Below are 21,146 nucleotides of genomic sequence, written 5' to 3'. Positions count from 1 at the left end.
TTGTGCAATGCACAGTTGCGCGATCGCTCAAAGCTTCACACATTGTTAACAGCACGCAATCCACGTTAAAGTCAATATCTTGGAATTAGCGCTGCTTGATTTTTGTACCGTATGAGCCAGTTTTGTCGATTCCTGTTTATCCCAATCCCAAAAACCGAGCAACTATTAGGGGAGGCTATGAAACCAGTCCCCAAATGGTCAACAAAACGCCACTGTTCGGCTCTTTTGGCTTTTTTGCTAGTTTTTCTCCTCTCGTGGGGAATGCTCCCAGAGGCGGCTGTGGCTCGTACCCAGACACCTCCATCTACTGCTCAATCTATCCAGCCCTACCTAGATCGCGTCATTGAGAAGGTGACTGAATTTAAGCTGGATAATGGTCTGAAGTTTATTGTGCTGGAACGGCACGAAGCGCCTGTAGTTTCGTTTTTCACCTACGCTGATGTCGGCGGTGCTAACGAACCTGATGGTCAAACGGGTGTAGCTCACTTTCTAGAGCATTTGGCTTTTAAGGGAACTACGCGCATCGGAACGCGGAATTACCAGCAAGAAAAGCCGCTTTTAGACCGCTTGGATGAGTTGGCTAAACAAATTCGGGTAGCCAAAGCTGCTAAAAAAGAGGCAGAGGTAGCATCTTTGGAAGCTGAGTTTGCCAAAGTTGAGGCTGAGGCTACTAAATTTGCCAAGCAAAATGAGCTGGGTCAAATTGTAGAGCAAGCTGGAGGCGTGGGGCTGAATGCAGCAACCTCAACAGATGCCACAATGTACTTCTTCAGCTTTCCTGCTAACAAGCTGGAACTCTGGATGTCGCTGGAGTCGGAGCGGTTTTTAGATCCAGTTTTTCGGGAGTTTTATAAAGAGCAGCAGGTAATTCTGGAAGAACGACGGCTGCGGACTGATAATTCTCCGATTGGTCAAATGATTGAAGCTTTTATTGACAAAGCTTTCAAAGTGCATCCTTATCGTCGTCCGGTGATTGGCTACAACGAAGATATCCGCAATCTCACCCGCGAGGATGTGCAGAAGTTTTTCGATACTTACTACGTCCCCAATAATTTGACAATCGGGATTGTGGGAGATGTTGACCCAGCGGAAGTTAAACGGCTGGCTCAGACTTACTTTGGACGCTACAAGGCTGCGCCTGCACCGCCGAAGTTAACAGCGGTGGAACCAAAGCAAACCCAAGCGCAGGAAGTGACTTTGCGGCTACCATCTCAGCCTTGGTATCTGGAAGGTTATCATCGTCCAGCAATGAGTCATCCTGATAATGCGATTTATGAAATTATCGGTCGTTTGCTGAGCGATGGGCGCACATCTCGCCTGTATAGGTCTTTGGTGGAAGAACAGCAAGTAGCTCTGGCGGCTCAGGGTTTCAGTGGCTTTCCGGGGGATAAGTACCCGAATTTGATGCTGTTCTACGCGCTTACAGCTCCCGGTCATACGGTTGACGAGGTGCAGCAGTCTTTGAGTAAGGAGATTGAGCGGCTTAAATCGGAACCTGTTTCAGCTAAAGAGTTGGAGAGGGTGAAGACTCAGGCTAGAGCTGAGTTGTTGCGATCGCTCGATTCTAATATGGGCATGGCTACTTCTCTGGTGGAGTATGAGGTGAAGACTGGTTCTTGGCGAAATCTGTTTAAGCAGCTAGATACGATCGCTTCTGTGACACCTGGAGATATTCAGCGGGTGGCGCGGGAAACTTTCCAGTCGGAAAATCGCACTGTTGGGCGCATTTTGCCTAAAGAGGGATAAACCGCAGAGACACTGAGAGTGCAGAGGAAGAGGAAAAATTAGTATGCAGTGGTTTGGGCATTTGAGGGGTAAGGAAGGAAGAAGAAAACATTATTTCGTGTTTCTTTTTTCTTTTGCTTTTTTACTGTTTTCTTTTTTGTTGCCAGCTGTGGCGGACACGGCGCGGCATTACACTGAGTTGAAGTTTTCGCCTGTACCAGAAGTTAAGGTGCCGGAATATACCCGATATCAGATGGACAATGGAATGATTGTTTATTTGATGCAGGATCGGGAGCTTCCTTTGGTTAGCGGTACGGCGTTGATTCGCACAGGCGATCGCTTGGAACCTGGTGAGAAGGTCGGTTTGGCTGGTTTGGTTGGGGAAGTATTGCGAACTGGGGGGACTGCGAAGCACTCTGGTAATGAGTTAAATGAGCTGTTGGAACAAAGAGCAGCTTCTGTCGAAACTAGCATTGATACTACTGTTGGTTCTGCTAACTTTAGTTCGCTCAGTGAAGATTTGAATGAAGTGTTTAGTCTCTTTGCTGAGGTGATTAAAGAGCCAGTTTTTGCCCAAGAAAAGCTGGCTTTAGCTAAGACTCAGCGGCGTGGTGAAATTGCCCGTCGCAATGACGATCCTGGTGATATTGCTTCCCGTGAATTTCAGAAGTTAATCTACGGCGATAGTAGCCCTTATGCTCGGACTGTTGAGTATCAGACACTGGATAATATCACCCGCGAGGATTTGGTAAGTTTCTACCAGAAATATTTCTTACCCAGCAATGTGATTCTGGGTATTGTGGGGGATTTTGATAAGTCTGCGATGCGCCAGCTGATTGAGGAAAAGTTTGGCAACTGGAAGCCGTCGGGAGTTAAACAGGAACCATCAATACCAAGTGCATCTCAAGCGAAGAAAGGCGGGATTTTTATGGTGAATCAGCCGCAGCTGACTCAGAGTAATGTTCTCATGGGTCATCTGGGCGGTCAGCTGAATAGTCCTGATTTTGCGGCCCTGGAAGTTCTCAATGGGGTATTAAATGGTTTTGGGGGACGGCTGTTTAACGAAGTGCGATCGCGTCAAGGTTTAGCATACTCGGTCTACGGTTATTGGAGTCCCCAATTTGACTATCCTGGTACGTTTCTGGCTGGCGGACAAACTCGATCTGATGCTACTGTGCCTTTCATTAAGGGTGTTTTAGCTGAAATTGAACGCATCCGCACGTCTTCAGTTACTCCAGCAGAACTTGCTTATGCCAAAGAATCAGAACTCAATTCTTTTGTCTTCAAGTTCCAAGATCCCAGCCAAACTCTATCGCGGTTGATGCGATACGAATATTACGGCTACCCGCCAGATTTTATCTTCCGCTATCGGAAAGCTTTGGAAGCAACAACGATTGAGGATGTGCAGCGGGTTGCCCAAAAATACCTCCAGCCAGAGAACATTGTGACTCTGGTAGTTGGAAATGCTACCGAAATTAATCCGCCTCTGACAAGTCTTACACCAAATGTCACGTCGGTAGATATTTCGATTCCAACGCCAAAGAGCAGTAACCGTTGAGTTAAAAAGCATAAATGCAGAATTCAGAAGGCAAAATATTTCTTCTGATTTCTGCATTCTAGAAATACTCGCAATACTTTTGAGTTAACCTCACCTTCAACTGCAATACGGAGCGACACAGAGCTTGTTAATGGTGACAATAAATATATTATTACTTGAGATAAAAATTACGGCTGCTCTGATTCACCATCAACAGGTGTGATTTCTTTAATTCGCTCGGCTAAATTTTCTTCCCAAAGCGTGTCATTTAAGTTTATGCTAATCATTCGCCCCGCAGCTTTAGAGCGATCAATGTATATGTGAAAGGCATCGACATCTTCTCGATGGGTCAGAACATATCGACGTAACTCATCAAGGTTCATAGCATTGTAGTTAGCTGCTGTCATGGTTCGTATCCTCCAGTTGGCTTTATCTCAAAGTCCAAATTCTCTCCAGCAAGTACGTATAGATGGCCAGTACGCTCATCCAACCGAACAAGTTCTATGCTTTTATACTGCCATCTAGGATAAATGACATTGGTAAGTCGGTAACAAAGTCTATAAAGTCCTTGTGTTTGCTGGTTTGTTGGTTCCATCTATGTCTATGTAGCTTAACTTACCAACTGATGATACAAAGTGTAATGCACGATTCACACAATGATAAGCGATCGCATCCCTACACAGGTCAGCGAAAGAATGCGATCGCTAATGATTTCTGATTGTGTTGATGGTGGTTGCGATCGCTGCATCATCAACACTCAATGGTATAAGCTCTGTATTGTGTAGCATTCTCATTCTCTACTAAAAATATTTGTTCAAGAACTTGTGGCGAACTTTGTCCATTTTATTACTATTCTTTACCCCTAAAAATATAGCGCCTACTTCATGAGTAGACGCTAAAACATAGGAATCTTTAACTCAGCGCGATCGCTTTCTTACAAGCGACAACAATATTCAATCGGCAATTGATGCACTAAATCGTTGAATCTTCCCGACTGATCTGACGCTCAATGGTTTCAATCGCAGCATTGAGTCCTGCCAATCTTGCCTCTAGATCGTTTCGCATCGATTTCAGGAATCGAAGTTTGCGTTCCTGATAGGCTTTACTGGAAACAGGTTCAGATCCCCAGCAGGTACTACCCCAAAACGGAAACATAGCGTTCATCCTTAAGAGAAATGTAAATATACTTCTATTTTGTCCAAATTTTTTAGCAGTGGGGTAGCCGGGAGTGCAGTGATTACCGTATCTCCAACTAAAAAGAGCGCCATCTCATTTGCGATCGCACATAAACCCAGATCAGCGAAAGAATGCGATCGCTAATGATTTCTGATTGTGTTGATATTAGCTGCGGCGCTACTCAACTCAGCAAAGCCTCATAGTCCTGGTGAGAGCCAATCCAGAACCAGTAATAATCGTCACCCTTTTTTAAAGCTAATGCTCGGTAGCCGTCGGTAATCCGAGCCGACCAAAGATTCTTTCCCACTTTTTTGAAATGTAAAGATGGATGCAATGGATTCTCTTGCCAAAGTTGATAGGCTTTTTGGGCTTGCTGTTTCATTTCTAAAGACAGCGCTGCATAGGCTTTCCAAAACTCAGGTGTTGTGGAGGATTTCATCAAGATCCCTCACATTATTTGCTGCAATATCTGCTTCTGCTTTAGCAATGAGGCTATTTAGTTTGCCTGATATCAAATCTTCCTCGATTTGCCGATCCCATTTTTCATCCAAATAGGTTTGAAGCCACGTTGCTAATTTACGAACATCACCTTCTGGAAGCTGTTTGATTGCTGCTTCGATTTCTAACAAGGTAGTCATAGAGAAAAATCTGTGGAAATACCTTTATATTATTATGCGATCGCTTCACTGATACTCTACTAGCTATGAGAAGCGATCGCACGTAACCCCAATCCAGCGAAAGAATGCGATCGCTCTAATCAGGTAAGTAGCCAGAATCAAGGGCTTCTTCGGGAGTAAAGGGAGTTTCAACCGGAAAACTCTCAATTTCTAGTCCCGTTTCAGCAGCCGCTAATTCCCTCGCATCCTGATAGCACTCGTCAAATATCTCAGTAAAGTACGGTTGCAAACTTGGGCTTTCTTTAAATGCTTGTCTGAGTCTCTGGCGATGCTCAACGATACTTGCTAGCCAACTGTTTGAGCGTTTCTCCGATTGATAGTTGTACTTGAGAAGATGTATCAATAAAATTTTAAGATTGCTATAAACTGCGCGTTTCTCACTCCTTCCCATATCTTCAATTTCTTCTAGCAAGTTAGCGACATCAAGCGCAGAGAGTTGTCCTTCTCGCAAGAGTCTAACTGTTGTTTCCAACCAGAGATAATAGTCTTGTTCATATAGAGTAGAGAGATTGTTGGCAGTTGTTGGTAAAGATGATGTCATACAAAAATACTTTAGTAAAGTCGTACTTTTAACGTGTCGCAACTGTAGATTTCGCAACCCGTGTGTGTTGATTCCAACTAAAATCGCTTAGGGTTACAAAGCTATCTCTAATTTAGCGGATTGGGGGAAGCTGGCTTTAAATCGATACACAACCAAATTACAACTCAATAGGCAATAGGGAATAACCTTGCAGGGGTTGCGCGATCGCTTAATCTGTGACGTGTTTCGCTACATTCCTGTTTGGTAAAAAATGTTGGATAGTGTAATCTCAATCAACGATTTCTCGTTGTGCTGATGGTGTTGCGATCGCGCTAAGTCCAAGCTAATCTTGGGGCGGCAACACCTGCAAAATTACCTGATGAAGTTTTACCTACTACATAAGCATCTACAGTCCCAGAGATATCATTGCTATCTTCTGCTAACCAGTAAATTTTTGTGTCTTTAAGGTCATTTCTAAATGTTTCTATCAAAGCGTTATATTTTTCTGTTACAGCACCTGTAGATGGGTACGAAAACCAACTGATACTATTTACTTCTAAAGCTGTATTTTTTGAGTAACTGCCCCATCGAAGAATATTCTCGCCAGTAATGACTTCTTGGTGAGGAATTTCCCATACAAAGGGAGTTAAATTGTAGTCTCCATCACTGTAAAATAGGTGTGTATTCCATGATATTCTGCAAAGCTTGACAAGTAGCTCTGCATCTAATAAATTATTAATTTTAGTTGTTATAACAAGATTAGAGCCTCTTAATTTAGCACCCGTCATTTCCACATTACTGAGATTGGCACCTCTCAAGTCAACGCAGTTTAAAAGTGCATTACTGAGATTTGCCTTGCTCAAATTAGCTCCAGATAAATTAACATCAATTAGTTCTGATTGGCTCAAGTTGGCGTGGTATAGATTTGCTTTTGAGAGAGCAGCACTTTGGAATTTAGCACAACTTAAATTAACTGCTTCTAGGTTACTCTCGGTCAAATTGCAGTTATCTATATGAGCATATTTCAAATAAGAATTTTTTAAATTAGCTCTGCTTAAGTTAGCACCTATAAAGATGGGTTCAACCAAAGATATCTCTGATAAGTCAACTTCTTGGAGATTAGCACCAATAAAATCAGCACCAATCACTGCAAAGTTTCTCTCCCCAGCAGCGTAACGTCTTAGGATTTCTTCAGCCAACATAAATCCATTAATTTAACTTACCTATCCACAACTGTCCCACTAAAAACGAAGAATATTGATATCTTTTGAGATGTAACAGCCCAACTATCTATCAAACCCTAATAGGAGCCAAGAAGATTTTGAATTATGCCTCCTGACTCCTTCAGTTAAAAATTGCATTGAAATCCCAAACTTTAGAAAGTCAAGCGGTTTTAGGGCTTCATCTTGTCGAAGAAAGTGACGGCTTCAGGGTGTGACAGATTACCTTCTGTTATAGCGATCGCGTTTTCATTACCTTTTTAATTTTGCGCCTGCTGAAACGCTTCTATCTTTTCCTTTCCCTCAGGAAGGTCAGAGCCGACGACATAAAAATCTTGTGGATATATCCAGTGGGTGCCTAGAGGCCCATGAATTTGAATTCCGGTCATGACGGCGTAGTTAAAGACAGAGCGATCCAGAGTGTTTAAGAGAGTTTCGACATCGTGGGAAATAATTTTAGATGCCAATTTTGTAACTTCTATCAAATCGGGTTTGTCGCCATAGGTAAGGGATGAAAGAATTTTCTGCCGGATAATTGTTTGTTCAATATCCTGCATATCCATTTCTAGTTTCAGATGACCAGATGCCAATTCTTTAACGACCGTTTCTAATGCTCCGCAGGCGTGAGAAACTTTTTGAACGCCATCTCGATAAACCTTTCCAATCTCGCCATGTCTAGAAATAGCGATATGGGGCATGGCATAGAAGGTAAAACGACGGATACCATCAACGATAGGGGTATGGTCAGTCGCAGCGGCTAACCCAGTTTTCCCCATCATGACGAACCCGGCTAAGCTGCAACAATTAAAAGTTTTCCCCCAGTATCGAATTACTTCAATGAATAGGGGTTCGGCGACTTCATCCCGACAAATTGCTATCATTCCCATCGTGTTTTCGTCACAAAAACCGTAGGCGCTCAAGCTTTGGAAAGTCTTTCTCATGTACTTGCTCATGGGGACTGCCCCTGGAAAGTGAGTTTGCAGCGTTTCATGAAATGCTGGAAACACGTTAGGGTCATATCCATTGAGCGTTTGGGGGATAGTTTCGCCAAGCTGATTGACGTGATGGGTCATCTCCTAACTTCTCCTAAAGAGCTTGCGAAATCCGTCATTGAGTAGCTTAAACTTAACTTCACACCCGTCCTTGAGGAATCGGGCAATATTATTGGTTTTAACACTAGATGAGTGAGAAAGCTCCTGCCCTTGGCGTTAAAAAAGTGGGCGAAGCCCCCTGATATCAAATGATACCCATAATAAAAGAAACCCAAGAAAGCTCTGCGGCTCTGGCTCCCCGGTAGGCTTGCTCTGTTGGGGTTGAGGGTGGGTTTGTTTGTATTGTGAGCAATTAGATAGATTTGATGTGGCAAACCCTCCTGAAGAGCGATCGCTTGCAGACTTCAAACGCCCCAGCTGATGCGATCGCGTCTTATCTGGCTTACTTTGATTCCAATCGCGCGGTTAAGGCTTTGTCGATGCGATCGCGTGTTTCTGCTAAATGGGCTTTCGTATAGGTATCGAGTTTGTCTTGCTTCCTCAGTGAAGCATCTAGCGATTTTCTCAGTTGTCGCAGTTCGTACCATGCTAGGGTACGGGCATCTTCTGGCACAGGAGAAGTCCGCAACACCATTTCTAGCAAAATCTCCAAATGTTCGCGCTGCAAGGAACGGCGCAGACTGGAAATATTCTCTGGTTTACCATCCTGTACCTCTGTCCAAATACTATTTTGCAGAGTTTCAAACAGTTCCGGTAACGTCAGCGCTTCTCCCGGCTTCGATTTGAGTTCAATGTCGCGCAGACGATTTAGGCGATCGCTACCTAAAAGACTTTGCAACACCCGACTTTGCTGCGACAGCAAGTTTTCATGAATTGGATAATCCAGCCGCAAAATCGGGATCGGATTTCCCCAGTGTCTCCAGCGCGACGGCGCTAACTGATTCAGCAGTTGCGGCGAAAAATTAAAAGCGTCTGCGGCAAAAACATATTTGCCTATATTTGTCAATGCTTCACGTTGTTTTTCTAACGGCACGGGTGTAAACGGCAAACGTCCGTTAGGAGTCCCGGCGCGATCGCGACTGAACGACTGACCGCCGACGTATTGCGCTAACAGATTCGCGTTGTTGAAATAGTAGTTAAGTACGGTGTTGAACAACACTCGCATCTCTGTATAGTCACCACTGGACGGAGAACGCTTATTCAAACGCTCCCACATGGTACGGGCGTTGTCCATCTGCCACTGCGAGTAAAGTAGCACGTTGCCGCTTAAATCCCAAAGATTTGCGCCCGGATCGAGATCCAAGATATCTTCATCGGTAGCATAAGCATATTCCGGTTTCGACGATTGTCCGGCAATTTGGTCTAGAAACCGTCTCTCGGCTATAGAACTTATTGCCCCACTGGGTTTATAGCCATACTCAATTGCCCATTCATCGTAAGGGCCAATATTAGCCGGGTAATAGTCGCCTTGCTTGGTGCCTTGGGGGGCAAGGTTTACCGGAACGTAGTCCATCACGGAACTAACCATTCCTCTAGTGCGGGTAATTTCTGTATTGTTTAATTCCTCCGGCCCATTTAAAGTGCTGCCGTGGAAGTTGTGCCGCAACCCTATAGTGTGTCCGACTTCGTGGGCAATGAGGTGACGCAAATATTGATTCACGTACTCTTTCATCTCGCTGCCTGTGGGCGAGACATTGTGGAAAAGGGATAATGCGATCGCTCCCATCGCTGTCTGCATTGTAGATTCCATCCCATAGCAGATATCCTGGTCTTGCAGAAGTTGCAAGAATTTGGAATTGCGACTTGCGTCTCGCCTGCCCAAATTACTCCCCTCTCCCTGTACAGGAGAGGAGGTGAGGTTACATAAATTTCCTTGTCCCAGTAACCCTATCTCCTGCGACTGCGTAGGCTCTATTAAATTGCGATATCTTTGCTTAATAGAGCGCAGCATATTAGCATCCACAATAATATCTGCGTCTAAGATTTCCCCAGTCAGCGGGTTAACCCGTGATGGGCCTCTGGCAGAAAATCCATCCAAAGAATTGATCCAGCGAATCGTGTTGTAACGCACATCACCGGGACTCCAGGTGGCATTATCAGGCATCTGCCGCACTTCAATCGCATCCTTAAATCCAGCTTTCTCAAAAGCTTTGTTCCACATCAGAATGCCGTCGCGGACAGCATCGCGGTATTCCAACGGCACAGTATTCTCAATCCAGAAAACTATCGGTTTCTTGGGTGGAGAAACGGGTGCTTTTGGGTCTTTCTTTTCCAGATGCCAGCGATGAATATAACGAACAAAGGGTTCTCTAAAGTTGTCGTTAGAAAAGTCTTTGTAAGCTGTGATAAAGTAGCCAATTCTGTCGTCAGCTAAACGGGGAATATAGCCGTTATTTTCTGGTAGCTGGGACAAACTGTAATGTACTTTGATGCTGAGCGCACGGCTATCAGGTAGGGTGTCTAAATTGGGCGGTAGATCCTGGCCATTCGCAGACGAGAAGCCGTAAATTGAGGAAACTTCTATATTTAGGGGAAAGGCTTTCACGGTGTCAAAAGACGACTTGCTGCTGTCGAGTCGGTAGGGACTGCCCAAAAATTCGTTTAAAATTGGGGTCAATCCAGGCAAATCTGCAAGTAGTAAGTCACTCAGATCGATGAGTAGAGTTTTGCGTTGCGGGTGGGTGCTTTTGATGTCTAGGGAGTAGAGGACAGAATCGCTAAATGCTCGATCTAGCGATCGCTCTTGCGGATCGCCGGGAGTGGTGCGAAAATTCACATTGCGAATAACAAACTGTAAATTATTGTTTACGTGACGAAAGTAGAATAAAAAATCATTCAGCGGTAGTCCGCTGTAAATCCCTCGTTCACCGATACCGGATTCCATCGTCACAGTTCCAAGGAAGTTTTTATTTAGCTGTTCCGGCTTAATTTCTAAATAAACTTTCCCCTTTTCCTTATTGCGGTAAAGGGTGAACATCCCCTCTAACTTCTCGGTATCTTTTACGATTTGATCGAACCCCGATGAAGCTGGCTTTTTGGGGTCTTTGGGTTTTGAGGCTATCTGACGAGTCTCTGGCTTGTTGATATCTTTAAGAAGTCGCAACTGCTTGTTCGTATCTTTAACTACCCATAAGTAGGGTTGCTGTTCTGGCTGTTGTTGGCTATCCTTGATTACCCATACGTAGGAATTGGCAATCAAGTCAGAAGGCTGAGTCTTGGGGACGCGATCGCCTAAAGAAACCTCCATAGGTAACGGCTGCGCGGCTAGTTGTGGCTCAGCAAACAATAATCCTTGTAGAGCAAATATAAATACTGGCAATCTTCTCATCTTCTCGGCCATCTAATTACGGCTATTAATTTACACAATCTTCAAACTCTTTTTCCGCATACTTACTTTAGCTTTACATTAAATCTCTTACTATGGCATTAGTATGATTACTTAAATATTTTACCCCTGGTGTTACTGGCTATATTGCATTAGCAATTTCTGCACCAGTGTTTTTACATTGACACAATTTGATTTCGATAATATAACTTACATCTGCTCTTAAAACTGTTCATCTGAAGCGATGGCAGTCTTTTGCTTATACCGTTGTTTTTCAAGGCTGCGCCTGCAAGCTTAGGCTGCTTGTAATACCTCAATATCTGAAATTAAAGGAGAAAATTATGCTATTAAATCGCAGCATTGTCAAACAATTATTGCTGTTCTTTACACCTTTAGTAAGTAGCTTAAGCGTCGCCGCCTCGCCTAGTTTAGCTGCTACTCTTGCCTTTTCCAGCGGGACGTTAGTCATTAATAACTACAGCCAAAATCCTGATGTTGCGAAGACTTCTACTGACACTGATACTCTGACAAATGCAAAACATGGTTCAGTGGATGCTTTTGCTGATGCTGAAGCAATTTTTTCAGACGAGCCACTTTTTTCGTTTAATACATCTGTAAGCGAATCTTCTGGAACAGGTAGAATCTACAGAGGTAGTGCCAAAAGTCAGGCGGAAATTGTTGAGGAATTTTTGATAAGAAAGAATCAATCTTTCTCTTTTGATTTTATCGCCTCTTGGATTTTATTAACCTCAACTGATAATTCTCGCAGTGAGGTTGCACGTGCTGATGGAAAACTATCTTTTTCTTTGTTCGATATCACGAACCGTAAGCAGCCTGTCTTCTTAGATTCTTTTAGCATCTTGGCTGGTTTAAAAAATTTATCAGGTGAGCTTTTTAATATCCAAAAAAGCCAATACGTCAGCTTTGATTTAGAGGATAAGGTTCTGGATAATACTTTAGAAGGAGAAAAACTTCTTGGTGGTTTTGTTGTGGGTAACTATTCGCGTAATTTCGCTAACAAAACCCGTTTAAAGTTAATAGGAAACCAGCTAAATTATGCCGAAGTTAAAACTCCTGAACCATCAGGCACTCTAGCTTTAAGTTGCGTTGGGTTGCTAAGTATGATGGGAATTAGGTCAAAACGGAGAAAGCAAGTTTCCGAAAGAGATGCTTTGCGATCGCAGGCTAATTAAACTCACGCAACTCACAGCCTGTCAAGGTTTCAGCGGTTATCATTCATTTTTAGGGTTTTAATTATCATTTTATAAAAAAATGATAACCATTGCCTATGGAGAGAACAGCAAGGAAGACATCATTTTCGCGGTTCATTGAGCCTGGTAAGGAAGATTAGGAGTTTGAAGCTCCCGATTGCCCTTCAATGATGCAAATATCAGTTTAAATAGAGATAGAAATTTCGATACAGCGTTGGGTTACAAGCATGAGAGTGTGGCTGGTTAGTTTTGCGGTGCTGTTTGGCTTGGCAGAAATGTACCAGTGGGCAAAACAGTTTACGCTGCCGTTACCCGTGTATATTTTAGGTGGAGCATTTTTAGCGATCGCATCCAACTTAGACAAACGCGGTCTCCTTCCCTTCCAGCAGCCAGAGGACGCTACACTGACTGCAATTAAAAACGAAACACCGCCAGTGGTATCTCCTGTCAATAGCCAATCTCAGCCAAATCCAACCACGCGATCGCGTCAATCAGTTTCTTTCAAAATTGAGAAGACAGCCAGAGATGCCATAAAAAGCACCCGCCAGTCAAGAAAGTGATAACTTCTCGATTAGTATAGTTTTAAAATTTACAGCGTTGCTGAGAACCACCATAAAAAGCAGCCGCCATTCAATAAAGCGGTGATAACTGCACCGATAATCACCCCTTTCATCAATCCCCATCGTTGTTGCCGTTTCAGCCAAAAAACAAGTGGAATTACATACAAAATTTGAAATAAGCCAAGGTAAAATAATGCAATAACCCCAATTGGTGGAAAAACATACACATCGCCAAATATTCCTGCTATGTATGCAATTAATGCCAATATAGCAATTACTGCAATATGTATTACCAATAGTAGTAAGAAACCTAAAACTATCTGTGAACCTTCATTTCTTGGTCGCATTTGCTTTTATTTAAAATAGTGTTTGTTTCTGTTTCAAAAATGTTAGTAATCACTTTTAGAGTTAGATAGTTGATATCAGGCTAAACGGTTATTAACTAAGTGATGCCCAGCGCTACCCTCGCGGTAAAACATATTAAAAGTATCAAATGGAATAATCCTACCATCAGGATGCACAATGTGAATGCAGGAACGCTTCACAGAACGGACATCGAAGTTAAAGGAATCGAGAAATTGTACAATCATTACCCGAAATATATTTTCGTAGGTAATACCTTCTGGAACAGGTAACATCGGTAAACAACACAGCAATTGTTTTAAAGATGTTGCCGAAGATACGGGTGAATGGCTAGTGGAAAATAAATTAAAAATATTCCGCTTTAGCTCATCATTCTGCTCGTAAAGAACAGAATTAGGCATTATTTTCACAAAGGTATTTGGTTCAAAAAGCCCAGTTAAGGGTATCACTTTGCCCTTAATTTTTAGCGCATAAGCCATCGCTAAACAGTCTGGATGACAAGGCACTGGGAGAATATCTTCTGGTTTGAAATAGGGACTCTGCTGTAAAATTGAGCGGCGGACTTCTGTAAGAGTGTAGCGATCGCGTTCATGCTCAAATCCTTCCAAACGTCCTGCTGCTTGGATTGGTTGAAAGGTGACACCCCGGACACATTTCTGCTGCAAGGCGTATTCAATAATTTTGCCGATTTCGCCGTCATTTAGCCCTTTTTTGAGGGTAACGACCAGCGTTGTTGAGATGTTAAATTCATTGAGGTGAGCGATCGCATTCTGGCGAACTTCTCGCAAATCTGCCCCGCGCAACTCCTCTAACGCCGCCGCCTCAAAGCTATCAAATTGCAGATAAACTTCAATTCCAGGCATATATTGGCTTAAGCGATCGCAAAAATTTCGGTCTTTAGCAATTCTGACACCATTGGTATTAATCATCAAGTGTCGAATCGGCTTGCTTTTGGCAATATCCAGAATTTTAAAAAACTCTGGATGAATTGTTGGTTCACCTCCGCTAATTTGTACAATTTGAGGTTCTCCCTCATTCGCCACTACCGCATCTAACATCATTTCAATTTGCTCTAAACTGCGGTGGCGACGATATTGATTAGAATTTTTAAAAACCTCTTCTGTACCTGAATCGGCATAACAAATTGGACAGGAAAGATTGCATCTGTCCGTCACTTCTACTAAAGTCAAACAACTATGCTGTTCGTGATCTGGGCAAAGTCCGCAGTCGTAAGGACAACCATATTTTATTGGGGTATTAAATTTGAGCGGCATATCCCCAGGCTTGATAAATTCCAGGGATTGTTTGTAATATTCAATATCATCGGCAATTAAAACTGCTTGATGTCCGTGAGTTGGACAGTGTTTAACCAGGTAAACACAATCGTCTCGAAAGATAATCTTTGCTTCGACTTTGATGAGACATTTAGAGCAAACGCTGTTAGTCAAGGCATAGAAAAGGTAGTTTCGAGTAGGCATATAATATAATTTAAAGAGTTTTTTTCTGGTTCTCAGGGTGGATGGAACGAGAGAACCTGGAAGAAAATGTTTAACCTACCAAGTATTCGCAGTCCGATTAAAATTAAACATTTGGGGAATACTACGGTGATAATATAACAGTCCCAGAAAACAAGCAATCTGAATGGCACTTAGCCCGAAGATGGGATGAAAATCTGGCTTAAGGAAATCAATTAGTAGGCGAAAGCTTAGATATGCCACCATATAGAACTTAAATAAATCGCCTTCTTGCCGATGGTAGCGGCTGCGAATTTTAAAAAATATAATTAAAATTAACAAAAATATAATTTCATAAATTTGAGTCGGATGCCGAGGAATGCGATCGCCAAAATCCACCCCCCAAGGTAAATTAGTAGCAATGCCGTAAGTGCGATCGCTTAATCCCGTCAAAAAACAACCAATGCGTCCTACCGCTGTTCCCACAATCAACGGATAAACAAAAACATCCCCTGTTGAGCGATTTACACCGATAATTTTTTTGGTTATTTCCACACCAATAAGTCCGCCCAAAAGCGCTCCTACAACAGTTTTGCCCTGAAGTAAAACTAAAAATAATTGTTGCCAATTTGAAAAAAGTAAATCAATATGCTGTAGCAAAACCAGCAGCTTCGCACCAACTAGCGCCCCCACCAAGCCACCGACAATTACCGAACTGCGTTGCGTGGGTGCAATAGAATCTTTTCGAGAATTTTTGATTAATAAACGGAAAGCGATCGCATAAGCCAAAGACTCAAACAAAATATGAGGATGAATCCTCACCGACCCCAGCCACAAATAAACCGGAAAAGTCATAATTTTTGGCTAATGGCTAATTGCTAATGGCTAATTGTTACAAGCCATTACCTATTTCCAATATTTCGCTTTAGCTGATCTAGCTCATCGTCCGTTTCCCAACGCTTAAATTTATCATCTAATAAGTCCGGCCCGCTTTTGATATTGCCCTTGTAACTTTGACTCCAGCCAGTCGTTGCTGAGCGCTGCTGAGCTTGAGTATTCGCACGCGCCGCCTCAGCTTGGACTGCCTTAGTGTGAACTTCCTGTCGGCGCTGCTGGATCTGACGCTGTAGCTGCTTAGCTTGCTCTTTGCGCTGTTTCAGCCCTTGCATCTGTCCCCAAAGTTGATTTCCTTGACGTAGCAAAGCGGCCTCTCGCTCTTGAGCAGGCTCGGCTAAATCAAGCCTGTTAGCAGCTTTTGCCTTTTCAATCCGGATATGCCAGCGCTGGACTTCTTGTGCAGTTGAGAGAATTTCATCCTGTAATTTCTGTTCTTGCAGATTCAGGTCTGCGATCAGCCGTAGGGCATCTTCTTCCTGTTCCCGCAGCTGTTCCTCTAGCGCCTGTAACTCTAGATGGGGATTATTTCGCAAAAATTCTTCTAATCGGGTTTCCAGAAATCGGTTGAAATCGTCAAATAGACCCACTGCAAAAACCCCCACGCTTCTCAGTTAAAAAGACAATCATGTACAAGGCTCTCATGCAAAAAAGAATTATGCACTTTTTCTTTTGCAATTAGCTATTAGCCATTAGCAATATACTAATTCAAAACTTCTGCCCTACATAAATTGAGCGAACTTCTCCATTGCGTCGGATGATGGCTTCCTGATTGTCTACGGATACCAAAGTCCAGCCACTGGAGCCAATATTTTCCCCCACTTGGAGACGCTTGGTAACGCCATTGATACTAAAGAGGGCAGCCGAGCGATTGCCCAATTCCAGAACTCCTACAAGCGTGTGTATAGCCTCTGCCACTGATGCAGGCGCGGTTGCGGCTGAGAGTTCCGGTAGTGCAGAGGGCGGCGGTGGTGGCGGAAGTTGAGGTTGAGGTATTGTGGCAGCCACCGGAGGTTTAGGGGCAGGCGCAGGACGCATTGGGGGTGCAGGCTTGGCTGGCGCTGCCAAACGCATTGGCGGCGGTGTCAAACGCATTGGCGATGTCAGACTGACTGGCGGCACCAGACGGGCTTGAGGTTTAGGGCGGGCTGGCGGTGCTGGACGGACTGACGGTACAGGAAGGATTTGCGGCACCGGACGGATTGGACGGATTGGCAGTGACGGAGCGAGCTGGGGACGTGATAGGGGCGCAATACTTTGTAACCCTAAGCCTGTCCCTGATGTACCCAGCTGGTTTGAGGGCGATGGATAGATGGGGATATAGACTCTTTCCATAACTGAGGATCGGTTAGCTCCTCCACCATTGCCAGGGACACCAGAAACCGACGGCAGATTATTTGTCGGTGGCACGTTAGCCCTTGTCGCATTTTGTTTGTTAGCTTCTGCCTTGCGATCGATTGATTCGAGCGATCGCTCCATATAGTTAACAAATTGCTCATCTACCTTTGGCTGAACCTCTTGGGTGACTTGTGCAGCCGGTATTTCACGGGAAAATAGCCACTTGAGTCTGTCCTGAGAAGCCGCCCATAGCAGCACAGTCACCAAGACCGATGCCAAGGCAAATCCGAACAGCAATTTATCAAAAGATTGACTCTTACCACTCTTTTCGCTCTCTTCGGCTTCAACATCCTCCACCCTGACATCAATCGCCAAAGGCATTTGCACAATACTACGAGGTGTATTGTCTTGCTGCCGTGGTGGTAGGAGATCGTGAGGCGGTACCCACGTTGGGGGCATTGCTTGCGGAACTTTTACAGGCTGTAACGAGACGTATTCTGTGGACGGCTGTTCTGGAGGCGCTACGCTTCCGCCCTCCAGCACCCGGTCGATGTCTGCAAACAAATCGTCCATTAAATGATCGGCATAAGCTTCAACCGACCAGGGTTTGATAGAACTGGAATTGGCTAATGCCTCTGATTCCCTCTGGTTATTGCTGACATCCTGAGACATGGATTGCTGCTCACTTTCGTGCCTAGACTGAATTAACGATAAGCCTTAAAGCAATTAATAGCGCTTACGTTGGTGAAAAATTTCTTTAATTGGGAGATCCTACCCTAAGGCAGTCAGTTGTAGATGTTCCCTGACTCACCAGTTTCGCCCAAGGCTAACTTAGAAAGTTTATACCAATTTTTGATTTGGTGACTAGAAATTGGCGAATTAAGTCATTAGTTACTGGTTATGGAAACGTTCCCAGGTTGGGTAGGGATTCTCGGTAGAACAAATATCCTGTTCTAACAATCTCACCTACCACAACGGGCGAACCCAAATGGGTACATTTCAAGGGACTACTGGCCCCTGGCCAAACTCATTTGTCTTGAGCGCAGTTCCAGATATATCAGCAAAGCGTTAATATCAGCGGGGTTTACGCCGCCAATTCGCGCCGCTTGACCAATAGTTAGGGGTTTCACTTGGGAGAGCTTTTCGCGAGACTCTTTCGAGAGAGTTTCAATTGCCGCATAATCTAGATCCGGCGGCAACTGGCGGTTGGCGTGACGGCTTACTTGGTCAATTTGGTACTGCTGACGCTGGAGATAGCCAGAGTATTTGATATCAATTTCTGCGCCTTCTCTTTCGGGTTGTTCTAGACTGGGGTTTCCGAGTCCGTAGCGATCCAAGTCAACGTAGTGGAAACCTGGACGGCGCAGCAACTCAGCTAGGGTAATTGAGCCTTTGATGGTTTGTCCGGCGTTGGATGCGATCGCGATCCCAATTTCCTCATTTTCCTTCACCCGCGTCGAGTGTAACCGTTCCTTCTCCGCCACAATATTTGCTTGCTTGTCTTGGAACAACGAGAATCGACGATCATCAATTAAGCCAATTTCCCTTCCCAACGGCGTGAGACGCTGATCCGCATTATCCGAGCGCAGTAATAATCTATACTCCGACCGCGAAGTCAGCACCCGGTAAGGTTCCCGTAAATCTTTCGTACACAAGTCATCAACCAACGTACCGATGTAACTTTGTTCGCGGGGGAAAACTATCATTTCCTGATGCTGCACATACCGCGCCGCATTAACTCCCGCCACAATTCCCTGAGCAGCAGCTTCTTCATAACCTGTTGTTCCGTTGATTTGCCCAGCCGAGAACAACCCCTCAATCTTCTTTGTCATTAGTGTGGGATAACACTGAGTTGCAGGTAAATAATCATACTCCACAGCATAGGCTGGACGCAGCATCACGCAATTTTCCAAACCGGGGAGACTTCGCAACATTTGTAACTGCAAGTTTTCCGGCAAACCCGTAGAAAACCCTTGGATATACAGTTCTGGAATATCCCGCCCTTCCGGTTCAATAAAAATCTGGTGGCTTTCCTTATCGGCGAAGCGGACAATCTTATCTTCAATACTTGGACAATAACGCGGCCCCTTGGCATCCACCCAACCGCCGTATACTGGCGACAAGTGCAGATTTTCCCGAATTATCCGATGAGTTTCCGGTGTCGTCCGGGTCAGATAACAAGGCATTTGCTCCCGTTCCACCCAAACTGACGGGTCAAAGCTGAACCACCGCACCTCCTCATCACCAGGCTGAGGTTCCAGATTAGTATAATCTAGCGATCGCTTATCAACTCGTGCCGGGGTTCCCGTCTTCAATCGCCCAGTTTCAAAACCCAATTTATTCAACGTTTCCGTCAACCCAACGGCGGCAAATTCCCCCGCCCGTCCCGCTGACATCGACTTATTACCAACCCAAATTTTACCGCCCAAAAACGTGCCAGTTGTCAGCACCACCGCCTTACACTGGAATCCAACGCCAAAGTAAGTCTCGACACCAATAACTTCATCATTGGCACCAAGCACCAAATCCGTCACCATACTTTCGCGAATTGTCAAGTTTTCCTGGTTCTCGACAATCCCCTTCATCACCGCCGCATATTCCCGCTTATCCGTCTGCGCCCGCAATGCCCAAACCGCAGGGCCTCTGGAGTTGTTCAGCACCCGCTTTTGTAAGTAGGTGCGGTCTGCCATTTTGCCAATTTCCCCGCCCAGCGCATCGACTTCATGGGTTAGCTGTGACTTAGCTGGCCCTCCCACTGCTGGGTTACAAGGTTGCCAAGCAATTTTGTCTAGGTTGAGTGTCAGCAACAGCGTCCGACAGCCGAGGCGTGCGGTAGCCAGCGCAGCTTCGCATCCAGCGTGTCCGGCACCAACAACAATTACATCAAAAGCATCTTGAAATTCAACGGTCGAATTGATGGCCATTCCTCAACCTAAGCAGTAATTACTTATATTCAATCCTATATTCAATCCTAGCGAAGTTATAGTCTTGGTTGCATGGCATTTCAGCAACGCATTCCCAAACAGGTCTGAACGTAGAAGTTTTCTGGCAAGACTCGATGATTTACAATATCGGGTTATCAGCTTAACCATACCATTTTGGCAAATTGCGTTTAAAAATGAACTGTTCGCCATGACCTCTGGACAGTATATTTGAGGTAAGTTTTAACAGACAAATTGAACCCTCACTGGAGCAGTCAAATGAAGTTTGTTTTAGCTTCTAACATTTTAGAACACCCCGGATTCCCAGATTTTATCAGTGCGTCCATCGCTGCCTATCCTGATATCAATTTTTTGGTGGCTGGCGATTTACTAAATATTTTTCCCGAACCAGGTGAAAATTTAGAAGGCTCTATTTTTTACCAGTTGTACGGTGATTTAATATTTGAAGGGATGAATAACTTGGTAAACAGCCATTTTCGTGATATTCATAATTCTCTGTTTATTGAACCCTTAAAAAATATGTTTTTATTAACAGGGAATCGTTTTTACGAAGCAAAACATATAGCTTGGCAACGATACAAAACACTTTTTGCGAACTTAGAGGCATCACTAGAGAATAGCGACCTATACTTCATTCCTGGCAATATGGATTACCCGTCTCTCAGCGGAAATTTGACAATCAATTCGCCCCGGCTTCATCAAATTGATAATGACGTTTTTGAAAAAGACGGTATTCGTATAGGTGGAATAGGCGGCGTTCCTAACACTGTTCATCCCTTCAAGGGGGTTGTTGAAATTTCACCTTACGAAATGGCTGAATCCGAATACGAGAAAAGACTTAATCAACTTTGGGGAGTAGATATTTTAATTACTCACGTTTCCCCGGAAGAATTTCCTGTACTAAGGAATTTTTTAATGGGAAGCCCCTTGAAACTGCTTATTTGCCGCGCCCCATTCAACTTTCGACACAAGAGCGATTTTCGAGGCAAACTTGAATTTCAGGCTATTGGTGATAAATATGTTATTAAAGTTCGTCCATTCGATTACCCTGAAAACAAGGCATACGTAATTGATATTGTGCCTGGAATTACTCCTATATTGGTTGAGGTGTTCACTTGGCGAGTTTCTACAGGATCTGGAATTTAATTGAGTGGAAACACTCCGAGTGAGTTGTTGCTCCTCTTAATATATTGCCAAGTCGCCCAACGCCAA

Annotated in this window: 20 protein-coding genes; 5 read left to right on the top strand and 15 right to left on the bottom strand. The window is 44.2% G+C overall.

Annotated features, from left to right (window positions below; translation table 11 throughout):
- Positions 1–177: 177 nt before the first annotated feature.
- Together H6F74_RS12750 and H6F74_RS12745 are read left to right on the top strand one after the other, a co-directional pair.
- A complete protein-coding gene (locus H6F74_RS12750; protein ID WP_190441506.1) occupies positions 178–1,746 on the top strand; it encodes a pitrilysin family protein in 1,569 nt (522 codons plus the stop codon).
- Positions 1,747–1,789: 43 nt separating this feature from the next.
- Positions 1,790–3,283, top strand: coding sequence for a pitrilysin family protein (locus tag H6F74_RS12745; RefSeq protein ID WP_190441504.1), 1,494 nt, complete (start codon positions 1,790–1,792; stop codon positions 3,281–3,283).
- A 167-nt stretch (positions 3,284–3,450) separates the two neighbouring features.
- On the opposite strand, the gene H6F74_RS12740 is transcribed toward H6F74_RS12745, so the two are convergent.
- The 9 genes from H6F74_RS12740 to H6F74_RS12705 form a co-directional block, all read right to left on the bottom strand.
- On the bottom strand, positions 3,451–3,669 hold the full coding sequence (locus H6F74_RS12740; protein ID WP_190441502.1) for a hypothetical protein: 219 nt from the start codon (positions 3,667–3,669) through the stop codon (positions 3,451–3,453).
- Entirely contained in the window at positions 3,666–3,857 is a 192-nt protein-coding gene (locus H6F74_RS31015) for a hypothetical protein (RefSeq protein WP_347269511.1), read from the bottom strand. The genes H6F74_RS12740 and H6F74_RS31015 overlap by 4 nt, the downstream gene beginning before the upstream one ends.
- A 377-nt stretch (positions 3,858–4,234) precedes the next feature.
- A complete protein-coding gene (locus H6F74_RS12735) occupies positions 4,235–4,417 on the bottom strand; it encodes a hypothetical protein (protein ID WP_190441500.1) in 183 nt (60 codons plus the stop codon).
- A gap of 202 nt (positions 4,418–4,619) precedes the next feature.
- Complete coding sequence (locus tag H6F74_RS12730; RefSeq protein WP_190441498.1) at positions 4,620–4,877, bottom strand: hypothetical protein; 258 nt, start codon at positions 4,875–4,877, stop codon at positions 4,620–4,622.
- Positions 4,855–5,076, bottom strand: a complete 222-nt coding sequence (locus H6F74_RS12725; protein ID WP_190441495.1) for a hypothetical protein — start codon at positions 5,074–5,076, stop codon at positions 4,855–4,857. Before H6F74_RS12725 ends, H6F74_RS12730 begins: the two co-directional genes overlap by 23 nt.
- 115 nt (positions 5,077–5,191) lie before the next feature.
- Positions 5,192–5,656: a DUF29 domain-containing protein gene (locus H6F74_RS12720; RefSeq protein ID WP_190441494.1), complete on the bottom strand. Its 465-nt coding sequence runs from the start codon at positions 5,654–5,656 to the stop codon at positions 5,192–5,194.
- A 311-nt stretch (positions 5,657–5,967) separates the two neighbouring features.
- Positions 5,968–6,837, bottom strand: coding sequence for a pentapeptide repeat-containing protein (locus H6F74_RS12715; protein ID WP_190441491.1), 870 nt, complete (start codon positions 6,835–6,837; stop codon positions 5,968–5,970).
- Between the two features lie 278 nt (positions 6,838–7,115).
- Positions 7,116–7,928 carry a hypothetical protein gene (locus H6F74_RS12710; RefSeq protein ID WP_190441489.1) on the bottom strand — a complete coding sequence of 271 codons (813 nt, stop codon included), beginning with the start codon at positions 7,926–7,928 and terminating at the stop codon, positions 7,116–7,118.
- Positions 7,929–8,289: 361 nt separating this feature from the next.
- The gene (locus H6F74_RS12705) at positions 8,290–11,175 is read right to left on the bottom strand and encodes a zinc-dependent metalloprotease (protein ID WP_190441487.1); all 2,886 of its coding nucleotides are present in this window, start codon (positions 11,173–11,175) and stop codon (positions 8,290–8,292) included.
- A gap of 338 nt (positions 11,176–11,513) precedes the next feature.
- Here H6F74_RS12705 and H6F74_RS12700 point away from each other — a divergent pair, with 338 nt between their 5' ends.
- Positions 11,514–12,365: a hypothetical protein gene (locus H6F74_RS12700; RefSeq protein WP_190441485.1), complete on the top strand. Its 852-nt coding sequence runs from the start codon at positions 11,514–11,516 to the stop codon at positions 12,363–12,365.
- A gap of 245 nt (positions 12,366–12,610) precedes the next feature.
- Positions 12,611–12,943 carry a hypothetical protein gene (locus H6F74_RS12695; protein WP_190441483.1) on the top strand — a complete coding sequence of 111 codons (333 nt, stop codon included), beginning with the start codon at positions 12,611–12,613 and terminating at the stop codon, positions 12,941–12,943.
- A gap of 29 nt (positions 12,944–12,972) precedes the next feature.
- Here the strand turns inward: H6F74_RS12695 and H6F74_RS12690 are convergent, their stop codons facing one another.
- From H6F74_RS12690 to mnmG, 6 genes are all read right to left on the bottom strand, one after another.
- On the bottom strand, positions 12,973–13,290 hold the full coding sequence (locus H6F74_RS12690) for a hypothetical protein (RefSeq protein ID WP_190441481.1): 318 nt from the start codon (positions 13,288–13,290) through the stop codon (positions 12,973–12,975).
- A 75-nt stretch (positions 13,291–13,365) separates the two neighbouring features.
- Positions 13,366–14,784 carry a radical SAM protein gene (locus tag H6F74_RS12685; protein WP_190441479.1) on the bottom strand — a complete coding sequence of 473 codons (1,419 nt, stop codon included), beginning with the start codon at positions 14,782–14,784 and terminating at the stop codon, positions 13,366–13,368.
- A gap of 75 nt (positions 14,785–14,859) precedes the next feature.
- Positions 14,860–15,615, bottom strand: a complete 756-nt coding sequence (locus H6F74_RS12680; RefSeq protein ID WP_190441478.1) for a prolipoprotein diacylglyceryl transferase family protein — start codon at positions 15,613–15,615, stop codon at positions 14,860–14,862.
- A gap of 47 nt (positions 15,616–15,662) precedes the next feature.
- Positions 15,663–16,244, bottom strand: coding sequence for a TIGR04376 family protein (locus H6F74_RS12675; protein WP_190420306.1), 582 nt, complete (start codon positions 16,242–16,244; stop codon positions 15,663–15,665).
- 118 nt (positions 16,245–16,362) lie between these two features.
- The gene (locus H6F74_RS12670; protein WP_190441476.1) at positions 16,363–17,664 is read right to left on the bottom strand and encodes a hypothetical protein; all 1,302 of its coding nucleotides are present in this window, start codon (positions 17,662–17,664) and stop codon (positions 16,363–16,365) included.
- A 335-nt stretch (positions 17,665–17,999) separates the two neighbouring features.
- Positions 18,000–19,916 carry a tRNA uridine-5-carboxymethylaminomethyl(34) synthesis enzyme MnmG gene (gene mnmG / locus H6F74_RS12665; RefSeq protein ID WP_190441474.1) on the bottom strand — a complete coding sequence of 639 codons (1,917 nt, stop codon included), beginning with the start codon at positions 19,914–19,916 and terminating at the stop codon, positions 18,000–18,002.
- 276 nt (positions 19,917–20,192) lie between these two features.
- Here mnmG and H6F74_RS12660 point away from each other — a divergent pair, with 276 nt between their 5' ends.
- Entirely contained in the window at positions 20,193–21,080 is an 888-nt protein-coding gene (locus tag H6F74_RS12660) for a hypothetical protein (RefSeq protein WP_190441471.1), read from the top strand.
- The last annotated feature ends 66 nt before the right edge of the window (positions 21,081–21,146 follow it).

This window comes from Trichocoleus sp. FACHB-90, assembly GCF_014695505.1.
GTDB lineage: Bacteria > Cyanobacteriota > Cyanobacteriia > Cyanobacteriales > FACHB-T130 > Funiculus > Funiculus sociatus.
Note: the sequence above shows the minus strand (reverse complement) of the source record. Positions and strands in the feature narration are given on the sequence as shown.

Coding starts and splice junctions, on each gene's coding strand:
- H6F74_RS12720 (WP_190441494.1), bottom strand. CDS start 5,656: ATGACATCATCTTTACCAACAACTGCCAACAATCTCTCTACTCTATAT.
- H6F74_RS31015 (WP_347269511.1), bottom strand. CDS start 3,857: ATGGAACCAACAAACCAGCAAACACAAGGACTTTATAGACTTTGTTAC.
- H6F74_RS12660 (WP_190441471.1), top strand. CDS start 20,193: ATGAAGTTTGTTTTAGCTTCTAACATTTTAGAACACCCCGGATTCCCA.
- H6F74_RS12685 (WP_190441479.1), bottom strand. CDS start 14,784: ATGCCTACTCGAAACTACCTTTTCTATGCCTTGACTAACAGCGTTTGC.
- H6F74_RS12700 (WP_190441485.1), top strand. CDS start 11,514: ATGCTATTAAATCGCAGCATTGTCAAACAATTATTGCTGTTCTTTACA.
- H6F74_RS12695 (WP_190441483.1), top strand. CDS start 12,611: ATGAGAGTGTGGCTGGTTAGTTTTGCGGTGCTGTTTGGCTTGGCAGAA.
- H6F74_RS12715 (WP_190441491.1), bottom strand. CDS start 6,837: ATGTTGGCTGAAGAAATCCTAAGACGTTACGCTGCTGGGGAGAGAAAC.
- H6F74_RS12735 (WP_190441500.1), bottom strand. CDS start 4,417: ATGTTTCCGTTTTGGGGTAGTACCTGCTGGGGATCTGAACCTGTTTCC.
- H6F74_RS12730 (WP_190441498.1), bottom strand. CDS start 4,877: ATGAAATCCTCCACAACACCTGAGTTTTGGAAAGCCTATGCAGCGCTG.
- H6F74_RS12740 (WP_190441502.1), bottom strand. CDS start 3,669: ATGACAGCAGCTAACTACAATGCTATGAACCTTGATGAGTTACGTCGA.
- H6F74_RS12750 (WP_190441506.1), top strand. CDS start 178: ATGAAACCAGTCCCCAAATGGTCAACAAAACGCCACTGTTCGGCTCTT.
- H6F74_RS12690 (WP_190441481.1), bottom strand. CDS start 13,290: ATGCGACCAAGAAATGAAGGTTCACAGATAGTTTTAGGTTTCTTACTA.
- H6F74_RS12725 (WP_190441495.1), bottom strand. CDS start 5,076: ATGACTACCTTGTTAGAAATCGAAGCAGCAATCAAACAGCTTCCAGAA.
- H6F74_RS12710 (WP_190441489.1), bottom strand. CDS start 7,928: ATGACCCATCACGTCAATCAGCTTGGCGAAACTATCCCCCAAACGCTC.
- H6F74_RS12745 (WP_190441504.1), top strand. CDS start 1,790: ATGCAGTGGTTTGGGCATTTGAGGGGTAAGGAAGGAAGAAGAAAACAT.
- H6F74_RS12680 (WP_190441478.1), bottom strand. CDS start 15,615: ATGACTTTTCCGGTTTATTTGTGGCTGGGGTCGGTGAGGATTCATCCT.
- H6F74_RS12705 (WP_190441487.1), bottom strand. CDS start 11,175: ATGAGAAGATTGCCAGTATTTATATTTGCTCTACAAGGATTATTGTTT.
- H6F74_RS12670 (WP_190441476.1), bottom strand. CDS start 17,664: ATGTCTCAGGATGTCAGCAATAACCAGAGGGAATCAGAGGCATTAGCC.
- mnmG (WP_190441474.1), bottom strand. CDS start 19,916: ATGGCCATCAATTCGACCGTTGAATTTCAAGATGCTTTTGATGTAATT.